Here is an 11,468-nt window from a genome sequence, read left to right on the forward strand (position 1 = left end):
GAGAACGATGATGTTGCCATTTATCAGATCGTCGCGCGCAAGGCGGGGATGAGCGCCAGCAAGCTTCCGTGGTCACGTCGGTACATCTATGACAGCTACTGCGGTTGAGCAGCGCGACCGTGATCTCCGCCGTCATATGGACAATTTCTTTAGCAGTTTCGGTGCGTTAAACGGGACATCGCCGCCTCACTGATGAGACCGTACGCACCATTAACGGTGTCCTCGCGAAACCTGGCGCGGTATCTGCCTAGGCGAATATCTGTTCCAAAGCCCAGCTTCGAAGGCGTTTCACATCTGAACAATTGGGATTTCGCTGCTCGTAGTACACCGTTCTGCTCGGTTTCGATTTATGCCGGAGAATCCCGTATATACTGTTTGCACAGTTTCTCGATTCACAGGCAATCATGACACGCCAGGCCGCCAAGAAGATGGTAGAGGCAGTGGAGCCTACCCCAGGTAGGCAACTGACTAAAAAGAAAAATCGGAAGAAGCGTCCGGTCCGTCTTGAGTTGGCTGCCGTCGGCGTCCCGCCGCAGAAAGAGCGCGTCAAGAAGGAAAAGGTCGTACGCGATACATTCACCATGCCGCGATTCGACTACGAAAAGATCAAGAAGCTGACACAGAGATGTCTTGACGAGGGGGTACTGGTGAATAAGAGTGAGCTTCTGCGGGCCGGTCTCGTCCTCCTAGAGGCCGCTTCACCGGAAGAGTTGCGTGCCGCCGCCCAAGCCGTCGAGAAAGTTAAGACGGGCAGGCCACCAAAATCCCGCTAAGTCGGCCTGGCGATTGTTCGTGCCAGGACATACCGAAGCATTGACATCAGGGCTCTGGGGTTGGGTCGGGAGGAAATTTCCATGGCAGACAAACACATATCCAGCCAGTTCGACGCTGACCTTCATCGCATTGTGTCAAAGGTGCTTGAGATGGGTGGAATCGTTGAATCACAACTGGTCCTTGCTATGGAGGCCCTCAATCGATTCGACCTGGAGTTGGTCGACAAGGTGATCGAGCAAGAGCGTCGGCTCAATGCGATGGAAGTTGAAATTGATGCTGACTGCGAAAACGTGATCGCACGGCGCCAGCCGACCGCATCTGATCTCCGTTTGCTGATGGCGAGTTCAAAAGCCATCACCAACCTCGAGCGCGCCGGCGACGAAGCCCGAAAGATCGCGAAGCGAACCCGACGGATTGCGAATGACGAGGCGGCCAAGATTATCAACACCGCAGAAATCCGGTTATCTGGTCAAATGGCGACCGCCATTCTCCACCGAGCACTTGATGCATTCGCTCGCTTCGATGTCATTGCTGCTGCCAAGATTGTCCGCGAGGACGAGGCGATCGACGCACAATATCGCGCGTTCATGAGCAAACTCACAACCTCCATGGCCGAGAGTCCTCGGGTCATCTCGTCGGGCCTCGACTATCTGTCCATCGCATCGGCCATAGAGCGTATCGGAGATCACGCAACAAATCTGGCAGAGCTCGTCATCTATGTCGCTAAGGGCACCGATGTGCGGCACCTGCCCAAAGAACAGCTTGAGCGCGAAGCCCTGGGTGGTTGAGAGCCGGGCACAAGGCAACAACTTGACGGGAATAGGCCCGCCAACGGTACTGCAAAGCATCGAACGGAATGGCGATAGCAGCGGCCCTCAGGTTGTTGCAGTTGAGACCGCCTAATCGAATGCTCGAGTGCGCGAAGGCCTTGCTGCTTCTGCGGAGAACCGAGAATCAGACTAGTCCCGGCTCCGCGGCCGAGGAGATATTTGATGCATCGTACGTATCAGTACCACGGCTTCAGCATCGAGGTCTGCGTTGAGACCAACTTCGATCAACGACGGACAGTTGATCTCGACACTCACGTCGGGTATGTCGCCACGGTTACGATCCTTCGCCCCGGCGTGCACGTGGCTGTATTTTCGCCCCTGCGATTCGGGGACACGCTCGGTCATCCGTTTTCCTCGGAGGCCGATGGCCTTCACAGGAGGCCACGGAGCCGGTCAGCGACTGGTTGACGACCTCTACGGCTGCCACGAGCAGGAGTAGCACTCGTTTTCGTCGCGCATGCGCTCATGACCTCCGCAACCAATGGGGTAATCTGATGAGAGTGTCTCAAAGATTGCGGTCTCCAGAGGCAGGGCCGATTTGGGGGCTCATCTTTGGCCTGTTGTTAACTGGCATCGGAGGCTGCCTATGGTGCTACACAGAGTTTGTGCGCGTCGCTGACAAGTTTGACGGCGCGCTCGCCGTAGCAGCGTTGCTCGTCGGTCTGCTCTCGGCATTCTACGCGGGACGCCAGCTTCGGCATTCACATCGGTAAGGGCCCGTTGGCTTAAACCAGCTTGCACTACAGCTCAGCGGACGACGCGCGCTCGATCTGCATCGCGCTCGCGCGTTTGATCACGGGTGGACCGTTGACGCCACGGGTCGCCGGCCAGCTAGCGGACGTCGAAGCGCTTCCCGACAAAGCTCGGGTCCTGTCGCTTGCCGCGGATTGGGCAACTCGCTCCGCGGAGCGGCACCGTGCGACGTGCATCCTTGTCTGGAATAATTCGCTGCAAACACCGCTTCCCCGCGGACGAGGGCCATCGAAGCTTCAACGTATGTCCCTATCCACGCCGCGCCGCATGCGACAAACCGGCCGCTACTGTTGCGCCGCTTGCCCCCTTACCCGCTCCTGCTGCTGATCGTCATTGCCGCGACCGGGGATTTCAGCGCCGCCTCATGGCGCAGCCATCTGAGGGCCTGCTCTCTGGACGTACTCGAATTTTGTTTGTGCGCGCGGTAGCACCGACAGGACTTCCGAGCAGATGCGTTTCCTGCTGCTTCCGCTCGCGGCATGCCATCACGATGATGCTTGGCGCGACGCGCCGCACGATCTTTGTTGAGCTCGAGGCGCACTATGCCCGCGAGCACGTCGGTGGCGAGGGCGAGGTTCAGGATCACGATTCATGCGTGCCAGCAACGCGGGCTTGTCGCGCGATCCAGACCACGAATGCGCGCCTTCAGCGTGTCCCCATGCTCATGACGTTTTCGCCTGATCGCGCCGCATCTCGTCGAACGGAATGCAGGTCAAGTCCGAAATCACGCGCGCGACGATCAGATCCACGAGGTTTTCGAGATCAGCGGATCTCGACATTCTCAACGTCGCCGACGCGCGAGCGGCCGCGCTCGAACGAAGTGGCGTGAGCCCTATGTTTCATTCGTAATCTGAATCGGCTTTTCTGAAACGCGGCCGTAACGGCGCGCCCACAGAATTCATACCATGCGCTAAACGAAGCGCGCCAATCAAACCAGAGAACAAATCATGCCGATGCCGTGCTACCTCACCCTCGAAGGCCAAAACCAAGGCAAGATCGAAGGCTCGAACAAAGTCCACGGTCACGAAGGAAAGATTCTCGTCCAGGCCGTCGATCACACCATCGAAATCCCGAAGAGCCCGCAAACGGGTCTGCCTACCGGCAAACGCGTGCATGGCGCGATGACGATTACCAAGGAAATCGACAAGTCTTCGCCCAAGCTGTTTCAAGCGCTGACCTCGGGCGAGCAGATGAAGGACGTCTCGCTGGAGTTCTACCGCATCTCGCCGAAGGGCACCGAAGAGAAGTACTACACCGTGAAGCTGTCGAACGCGATTCTCACAAATATGAAGTCGTGGACGCCGAACGCGCTGGACCCGAACAACAAGCAATTGGGCCACATGGAAGACCTCGCATTCACGTACGAGAAGATCACGTGGACGTATGAGCAGGACGGTATCGAAGCCGAAGATTCATGGCTCGCGCCGAAGGCTTGATGCTGGGTTGAAGGAAGACATGCGCTTCTCGAAACGGGGCAAAAAAACCCCCGTCGCAATCCGGACGGGGCTTCGGTGCGTTCAAGAGCTGAACGCGCTTACTTGCAGTGCCGCTCCCAATGATGATGCACGTGGACCTCGCACCCGCGTCCATCTGGGCTTGCGCCACTTGATTGCAATTGGTCGTTTTCACGTGCGGCCGGAAACTCGCGCCGAGCGCATTCAGGCGGTGCTGCATCCGCTCGATATTACGGGTCATGCGTTCGACATCGATCAATGCGGCGGGGGTATTCAGCGTCTGCAATTCCATCTGCGGCTCCTTGCGATTCCATGCGCGAGTGGGGTCCAGCCATCGGCATGACGCCGTGCGGATCGAGTCGCCAATATAGGATTCGCGTCGAAGCTCGTGTTTAACGAACGATAAAGCGAGCGTTAATCCAGATTGAGCACTGCCGGCACCGTGCCGGATGGCGTGGCGAGCCTGCCTTGAAGCGCGTCGGATCGATATGAGTGAAGCGCGCCTCAACTGCGCCACGGAACGGGATCGAACGCGCGCTTGGCGGCTTCGAGAAACACCCGCTGACGGATCGTCAGGCCATAACGCGTGGGCATCAACGCCATCACCGGCGCGGATTCGAGACGCCATGCGGGCAACACACGTTTGAGTTTTCCCGTTGCAATCAGACGCGCAGCGTCCCATTCGGAGCGCTCGACGATGCCAAGTCCTTCGATGGCCCAGTCGCGGACAACCGTGCCGTCGTTGGACGACAGCGCGCCGTGCAGCCTGACGGTGACGGCTTTCGCATTGCGTTTTCCGGCGGTGTCGGCTTGCGTAAAACGCAGACGCGTCACGTCCTCGTCGTTTTCGCGCAATGTCAGCCACGGGAACTGCGTGAGTTCCGACGGATGCGCGAGCTTCGACAAGCGGCGCGTGAGGGCAGGGCTTGCACAGAGGATGCGGTCGTTGGGGGCGAGATAGTGCCCGATCCACGATGACCCCTTGACGTTGCCGATGGATACCACGGCGTCGGCACCCTGGGCCGCAGTGAGCGGGCTATCGGACAGGATCAGCGAAATCTCGAGATTCGGATGCGAGCGATGCAGATCGCGCACCAGCGGCGTGAGATGCGCGCGGCCAAAGCCGAACGGCGCGACAACCCGCAAATGTCCGACGACGACGCCCGACTCGCCCGAGACGCGTGACGGGATCGATTCGATCCGCTCCATGATCTCCACGGCTTCCTGAACCAGCCGCTGACCTTCCGTGGTGAGCGAGATGCCGCGCGCCGCACGCGTGGCAAGACGTATGCCCATGCGGTCCTCGATGCGTTGAAGACGAACCGTCACCGCGGGCGGCGTGAGATTCAGCAGCCGCGCGGCGGCAGCAAGCGATGGCGACACGCCGAGCGCGCGAAACAGGCGCATGTCTTCCAGTTCAATCATTAAACAAGCCTTAACGATGGGTTCACTGGAGATTAAACATGACAAAAAGTTTTTTTTCTATAGTGCGTCGTACGAGCCCGGCAATGGCTGTGTCTGACCGATGACGCCGGGAACCTCATTCAAGGTGGAGCGGCCCTCATGAACCAATCCGAACACGCGCGGCATCTTCCCAAGACACTAAGCCCGGCCGGACTGGGGACGCCTGGCGGTCACTACAGTCACGTTTCGATTGCCAACGGACTGCTCTTCGTGTCCGGTCAACTGCCCATCGACGCGCACGGAACGAAGCTCACGGACAGCGATTTTGACGCCCAGGCTGCGCAGGTGCTGGGGAATCTGGGCGCGGCGTCGAGCGGCGCGGGCAGCGATGTCTCGAAGCTGCTACAGGTCCATGTCTATATCGTCGACGTCGCGCATTGGGCGAGTTTCAACGCAACCTACGCGCGCTGGGCCGGCGACGCCAAACCCGCTCGCGCGGTGGTCCTTGTTCCGGCTTTGCACTTTGGGCTGAAGATCGAAATCGAAGCAGTGGCGACGCTGTAGCGTCGTCCCGAACTTCGCCCAGCTCGGGCATCCGTACGGCAAGACAAATCAGACAGGACGCAATGATGAACGCACCAACCACGACGAGTCTCCACTATCGAGCCTTTACCGCCGCCGATATCCCGACGGCGCACGCCCTGTCACAGGCGGTCAGCTGGCCGCATCGCGCGGAGGACTGGCAGTTCGCCGCCGCGCACGGCACCGGCTTCGCGGCCGAAGAAAACGGAGTCGTGATCGGCACGGGACTGTGCTGGAAATTTGGCGCGGACCGAGCATCGCTGGGTCTCGTGATTGTGTCGTCCGAACATCAGGGGCGGGGGATTGGCCGCAAGCTGATGGAATTGCTGCTCGAAGAGCTCGGCCCGCGCGTCACGTTCCTGCACGCGACACCTGCTGGCAAGCCGCTCTACGAAAAACTCGGCTTCACCGTCTGCGATACGCTCGGCCAGCATCAGGGTAATGTGGGCGAGGTATCGCCGGTGGCATTGCCCGACGGCGAACGGCTCCGCGCGGCGACCACCGACGATACTCCTACGATCATCGAACTCGCCACCCGCGCCTATGGCCTCGAACGCAAGGCGATGTATTTGGCGCTGCTGGAAATGGGCGAGAACGCGGTACTCGAACGTGACGGCGAAATTGTCGGGTTTTCGGTGCTCCGCCGCTTCGGTCGGGGTCTCGTGCTTGGCCCGGTCGTCGCGATGCGCTCGCCGGACGATGTGCACGCCCGGGCGCTGATCGGGCATTGGCTGGCCGGTCGCAAAGGCGAGTTCGTTCGTATCGACGTCCCCTCGGGCGCGATGCTGAATGAGTGGCTTATCGCGCAAGGCCTGAATCGCATCGATACCACGGTGAAGATGGTTCGCAATGCACCCGCCGATGCACATAGCGGGCAGCCCGATTCCGTCTACCGTCCGTACGGGCTCGTCAGTCAGGCCATGTTCTAGAACGACACTGCGCGCGTTTGCCCGACATGCATCACCGGGAAAGGCGCGACACCTGATGCGTTGTTGCGCCCAGGGGCCTGCAAAGAACAGAGTCGCTTCGTGACGACCAGTCCATTCGATATTTTCTGCCGCGAGCCCTCTGTAAGATCAATTGCAGCCGTCAGGCAGAAACCACGCATGGCACCCAATGCCTCAGTCAGTAAGGAGTTTTCGCAGATGCGCGTACCGTTAACCCGCATTGTTACCGGCCCGACGCCGCCGGACAGCGCCGATGTCGTCGTGATAGGCGCGGGCATCGTCGGCGTGTTCACCGCATGGTTTCTGGCGAAGCGTGGCGTGAAAGTGGCGCTGATCGAGAAAGGCATCGTCGGCGGGGAGCAATCCAGCCGGAACTGGGGCTGGTGCCGGCAACAGAACCGCGACGCACGCGAGTTGCCAATTGCAACCGAAAGCCTGAGGCTGTGGGAACAGTTCGAAGCCGAGTCGGGTGTGACGGCTGGCTTTCGTCGCAGCGGACTGCTGTATCTGAGCAACGACGACAGTGAATTGGCTGGCTGGGCGAAATGGTGCAACTTCGCGCGCTCAGCAGGCGTGAAGACAGAAGTGCTCGGCGGCAAGGCCGCGACCGAGCGCGGCAGTTCGACCGGGAAAAACTGGAAAGGTGGTGTGTTCGCGCCCACGGATGGCACCGCCGACCCTAGCGCTGCCGCGCCCGCCGTGGCGCGCAGCATCATCAAACTCGGCGGGACGGTGCATCAGAACTGCGCGGCGCGCGGGATCGAAACTGAAGGCGGACGCGTCAGCGCCGTGGTGACGGAGCACGGCACAATCCGCACGAAAATCGCGGTGCTGTCGGGCGGTGCGTGGGCGTCGACGTTCTGCCGCCAACTCGGTATCCGTTTGCCGCAAGCCACGATCCGCTCGTCGCTGATGTCAGTTTCGCTACCGCGCGGCACGCTGCCCGACGCGATGCACACGAAGGCCATCACGATCACGCGACGCGGTGACGAAACGTATTCGCTTGCCATCAGCGGCCTCGGCAAACTGGATCTCACGCTGCAAAAGTTTCGTTACGCCAAAGACTTCCTGCCGATGTTCACGCGTCGCTGGCGCAGCCTGAGCCCGGGATATCTCGAAGGCGTGCGCTCCAGTCACGAGAACATGGGGCGCTGGGCACTCGATCGGCCCACGCCGATGGAAAAGATGCGCGTACTCGATCCGTGCGTCGATCAGGCCACGATCAAGGAGATTCACCGACGGGCCATCGAACTGTGTCCGGCGATTGGCGCGGCGCCGGTGGCTGCGTCCTGGGCCGGCTATATCGACTTGACGCCGGACGGCGTGCCCGCCATTGGCGAAGTGAACGAGCTGCCCGGCTTCGTGCTGGCTGCAGGCCTGAGCGGTCACGGTTTCGGCATCGGTCCGGGATGCGGTCATCTGGTCGCGGACCTGGTGATGGGCCTGAAACCGATCGTCGATCCCCAACCTTACCGACCGGAGCGATTCGACGAATCAGTGTGGGGAAAGGTCGCTGAGTTTTGATTAGCGACACGCCCACCAGCACATCAATCGCAAACCACCGTGGTCGCCCTCGCAGGGCGCATGGTCAAGACTCCAGGATACGCTGCAATGATTTCACCCGTTCTTCATCTGAAGCAGGCGGGCCGGCTGGACCGGTTCTTTATCGATGGCGAATGGACGCTGCCCTCGACCATTTCAGCGGCGCGGGCTGAGGTGATCTGCCCCTCCACGGAGGAAACGCTGTGCGAGATTGCGCTGGGTGACGCGAAAGACGTCGACCGTGCCGTGCTAGCGGCGCGTAAAGCATTCCCGCAGTGGTCCGCGACGTCGCCGCAGGCACGCGCGGCGCTGCTGGATCGCCTACGTAGCCTGATGACTGAGCGCACCGAACTGTTCGCCCAGGCGCTGACGCTGGAAATGGGCGCGCCGATAAGCTATGCACGCGGCGCGCACGTGCCGCTCGCGATTGCCCATCTCGGCGTCGCACGCGACAACTTGTTGAAGTACCCGTTTATCGTCCAGCGCGGCACCACGGCGATTGCGCGCGACCCGATCGGCGTGTGCGCACTCATCACGCCGTGGAACTGGCCGATCTACCAGATCACGGCGAAAGTCGGACCGGCGCTGGCGGCAGGTTGCACGGTTGTCCTGAAACCCAGCGAACTGTCGGCGCTAAGCGCGTTGCTATTTGCCGAAGTGATGGCCGATGCGGGCATTCCAGAAGGCGTCTTCAATCTGGTCAGCGGGACAGGACCGGAAGTGGGCACCGCGCTCGCCTCACATCCTCAGGTGGACATGGTGTCGATCACCGGATCAACGCGTGCGGGCGTGCTAGTCGCGCAGGCGGCTGCGCCAACCGTCAAGCGCGTGGCGCAGGAGCTTGGCGGCAAGTCACCCAACATCGTGCTGCCGGACGCCGATCTGCCGCGTGCTGTTTCACTTGGCGTGGCATCGGCTTTCCGTAACATGGGCCAGTCGTGCAGCGCGCCGACCCGGATGATCGTCCCGCGCGGCGTCCTCGCTGAAGTTGAGGCGCTCGCCGTGGCGGCGACCGGGCAGATGTGCGTCGGCGATCCGTTCGCGGAAGCGACAACGCACGGTCCGCTCGCCAATCGGGCGCAGTTCGGCCGGGTGCAGCAGATGATCGCAAGCTTCATCGACGAAGGCACGAAACTGGTCATCGGCGGGCTGGGCAGACCCGAGGGACTCGCTACAGGCTTTTATGCGCGTCCGACGATCTTCTCCGACGTTCAAACTGGAATGAGCGTGGCTCAGCAGGAAATCTTCGGGCCGGTGCTGGCGATCTTGCCTTATGACACGGTGGATGAAGCCATCGCTATCGCAAACGACACCGTCTATGGACTCGGCGCGCATGTGCAAGGCACGGACAAGGCGCTGATGCGTTCGGTTGCGTCGCGTATCCAGTCGGGTCAGGTGCATCTGAACTATCCGGCGTGGGACCCGCAGGCGCCGTTTGGCGGCTACAAGCGATCCGGCAATGGCCGGGAGTATGGTGTCGAAGGCATGGAAGAGTATATGGAGATCAAGTCGATCCTCGGGTACTACGATTGAAACCATGCGGGGCATCTGGCGTCACATTACGTGACGTCAAATTGCGTCACCTCGCGCGCCCGAAACCGTTCGCTTTGGAAAGGTGTTGAATTGGAATCCGCCGATATTGTCGCGTCATCGCTGACCACGCATCACGCGCACTGGGAGAAGTTACGACGCGATCTGCATGCCCATCCCGAACTGCGTTTCGAGGAGCACCGCACTGCAGACGTCGTGGCGCGCGAACTGAAGGCGCTGGGGTACGAGGTGTCGCGCGGACTGGGCGGGACGGGCGTGGTGGCGAGTCTGCCGGGCGCGAATCCGGCGTGGGGCATCGTGCTGCGCGCCGATCTCGACGCGCTGCCCATTCATGAAGCTAACGATTTCACCCATGCGTCGTGCGCGCATGGCGTCATGCACGCCTGTGGACACGACGGGCATACGGTGATGCTGCTTGGCGCCGCACGTCTTCTGAAAGCATTGCCGCAGTTGCCCGGCAGCGTGCACTTCGTCTTTCAGCCAGGCGAAGAAGGCGGCGCAGGCGCGCGAAAGATGATCGACGACGGGCTGTTCGAGCGCTTTCCGACCGAGGCCGTGTTCGGCATGCACAACTGGCCGGGTTTGCCGGCCGGACATTTCGGCCTGCGTCGTGGGCCGATCATGGCGGCGGGTTCGCGCTTCAGGATTACGGTGACGGGCAAGGGCGCACACGCCGCACAGCCGCATCTGGGCGTCGATCCGATTCCGCTGGCGTGTTCGATCGTGCTGCAATGTCAGACCATCTCCGCGCGTCACAAAGACCCGGTGGACCCCGCCGTGATCTCCGTCTGCATGATGCACGCGGGCGATACCGACAACGTGATCCCGGACAGTGCCGAGTTGCGCGGCACGATCCGTACATTGTCGTCGGTGTTACAACAGAAGTTGCAGCGCGATATCCAGTCGATGTGCGACGGGCTGGCAGGCGCGTATGGCGCACAGGTCGAGGTGAACTTCTTCCAGTACTATCCGGCCACGGTCAACACGCCAGCCGAAACCGCGCTATGCGAAACGGTGATTCGTGACACCTTCGGCGTTGAACGCGTGCGGCCCGACGTGCCGGCCAACATGACATCGGAAGACTTCGGATTCATGCTGGAGGAACGGCCCGGCACCTATGTACTGATCGGCAACGCAGGCGCCGATTCGCCGGGTTTGCACAACCCGAAATACGACTTCAACGACGACATCATCTCGACCGGCGTTGGGTATTGGGTCGCGCTGGCACAACGTTACTTCTGCACACGGCAGCAGAAGTTGTGAGCCTTGCGTGGTGCCCCGGCGTCTGTCCACGAAGCGTCTAAGCGCTCGAATCACAGCTGCGCTAGAATCGCTTGTCCCCGCTCCCTCCATATCACGCTGTCGATCCGCAAGCTCTCTCAACGCATAGTGCTTTCCGTTGCGCTTTGGCTCTGAGAGGCCGCCAAGCATCATAGAAGCGCCGCTCGAATGGCCGCGTGACGGTCAAGGCGAACGACTACAATTGGCCGAGTCCAGCAGTTCACCGGACACGTGGCTCGCCGCTGATCGCGCCCATCGGCGAGTTTCCCTTGCCGTTAAGGGTTATTCGATGCCTGCCATCGATCACAGGAATGTGACGGTGCCGCTGCGCGTGTTGGCAGGCGTCGAAT

Annotated in this window: 9 protein-coding genes and 1 pseudogene; 8 read left to right on the forward strand and 2 right to left on the reverse strand. The window is 60.9% G+C overall.

The genetic code is table 11. The features are described 5' to 3' along the window. The first annotated feature begins 404 nt into the window (after positions 1 to 404). The 3 genes from AWB74_RS47960 (at position 405) to AWB74_RS42175 (ending at position 3,793) form a co-directional block, all read left to right on the forward strand. Positions 405 to 773, forward strand: a complete 369-nt coding sequence (locus AWB74_RS47960; RefSeq protein WP_235024916.1) for a hypothetical protein — start codon at positions 405 to 407, stop codon at positions 771 to 773. Between the two features lie 81 nt (positions 774 to 854). Continuing rightward, on the forward strand, positions 855 to 1,562 hold the full coding sequence (phoU, locus tag AWB74_RS42165) for a phosphate signaling complex protein PhoU (RefSeq protein ID WP_061152457.1): 708 nt from the start codon (positions 855 to 857) through the stop codon (positions 1,560 to 1,562). A gap of 1,742 nt (positions 1,563 to 3,304) precedes the next feature. Beyond that, positions 3,305 to 3,793, forward strand: coding sequence for an Hcp family type VI secretion system effector (locus tag AWB74_RS42175; protein WP_061152458.1), 489 nt, complete (start codon positions 3,305 to 3,307; stop codon positions 3,791 to 3,793). A gap of 139 nt (positions 3,794 to 3,932) precedes the next feature. Here AWB74_RS42175 and AWB74_RS47965 read toward each other — a convergent pair. Together AWB74_RS47965 and AWB74_RS42185 are read right to left on the reverse strand one after the other, a co-directional pair. Next, a pseudogene (locus tag AWB74_RS47965) lies at positions 3,933 to 4,103 on the reverse strand (DSD1 family PLP-dependent enzyme); the annotation flags it as partial. 212 nt (positions 4,104 to 4,315) lie between these two features. Next, on the reverse strand, positions 4,316 to 5,236 hold the full coding sequence (locus tag AWB74_RS42185; protein ID WP_061152459.1) for a LysR substrate-binding domain-containing protein: 921 nt from the start codon (positions 5,234 to 5,236) through the stop codon (positions 4,316 to 4,318). A 138-nt stretch (positions 5,237 to 5,374) separates the two neighbouring features. On the opposite strand from AWB74_RS42185, the gene AWB74_RS42190 reads away from it, so the two are divergent. From AWB74_RS42190 to AWB74_RS42210, 5 genes are all read left to right on the forward strand, one after another. After that, entirely contained in the window at positions 5,375 to 5,779 is a 405-nt protein-coding gene (locus AWB74_RS42190) for a RidA family protein (protein WP_061152460.1), read from the forward strand. A gap of 65 nt (positions 5,780 to 5,844) precedes the next feature. After that, positions 5,845 to 6,726 (forward strand): GNAT family N-acetyltransferase, encoded by an 882-nt coding sequence (locus AWB74_RS42195; RefSeq protein ID WP_235024917.1) that lies wholly within the window; start codon positions 5,845 to 5,847, stop codon positions 6,724 to 6,726. Positions 6,727 to 6,942: 216 nt separating this feature from the next. Then, positions 6,943 to 8,268, forward strand: coding sequence for an NAD(P)/FAD-dependent oxidoreductase (locus tag AWB74_RS42200; protein WP_061152462.1), 1,326 nt, complete (start codon positions 6,943 to 6,945; stop codon positions 8,266 to 8,268). Between the two features lie 87 nt (positions 8,269 to 8,355). Then, positions 8,356 to 9,819 (forward strand): aldehyde dehydrogenase family protein, encoded by a 1,464-nt coding sequence (locus AWB74_RS42205; protein ID WP_061152464.1) that lies wholly within the window; start codon positions 8,356 to 8,358, stop codon positions 9,817 to 9,819. Positions 9,820 to 9,909: 90 nt separating this feature from the next. Next, entirely contained in the window at positions 9,910 to 11,100 is a 1,191-nt protein-coding gene (locus AWB74_RS42210; protein WP_061152463.1) for a M20 aminoacylase family protein, read from the forward strand. Positions 11,101 to 11,468 lie beyond the last annotated feature (368 nt).

The sequence above is a fragment of the Caballeronia arvi genome, assembly GCF_001544695.2.
In the GTDB taxonomy this organism is placed as follows: domain Bacteria; phylum Pseudomonadota; class Gammaproteobacteria; order Burkholderiales; family Burkholderiaceae; genus Caballeronia; species Caballeronia arvi.

Excerpts from the sequence above, each read along its gene's own strand:
- AWB74_RS47960 (WP_235024916.1), top strand. The coding sequence starts at position 405 with ATGACACGCCAGGCCGCCAAGAAGATGGTAGAGGCAGTGGAGCCTACC.
- phoU (WP_061152457.1), top strand. The coding sequence starts at position 855 with ATGGCAGACAAACACATATCCAGCCAGTTCGACGCTGACCTTCATCGC.
- AWB74_RS42175 (WP_061152458.1), top strand. The coding sequence starts at position 3,305 with ATGCCGATGCCGTGCTACCTCACCCTCGAAGGCCAAAACCAAGGCAAG.
- AWB74_RS42185 (WP_061152459.1), bottom strand. The coding sequence starts at position 5,236 with ATGATTGAACTGGAAGACATGCGCCTGTTTCGCGCGCTCGGCGTGTCG.
- AWB74_RS42190 (WP_061152460.1), top strand. The coding sequence starts at position 5,375 with ATGAACCAATCCGAACACGCGCGGCATCTTCCCAAGACACTAAGCCCG.
- AWB74_RS42195 (WP_235024917.1), top strand. The coding sequence starts at position 5,845 with ATGAACGCACCAACCACGACGAGTCTCCACTATCGAGCCTTTACCGCC.
- AWB74_RS42200 (WP_061152462.1), top strand. The coding sequence starts at position 6,943 with ATGCGCGTACCGTTAACCCGCATTGTTACCGGCCCGACGCCGCCGGAC.
- AWB74_RS42205 (WP_061152464.1), top strand. The coding sequence starts at position 8,356 with ATGATTTCACCCGTTCTTCATCTGAAGCAGGCGGGCCGGCTGGACCGG.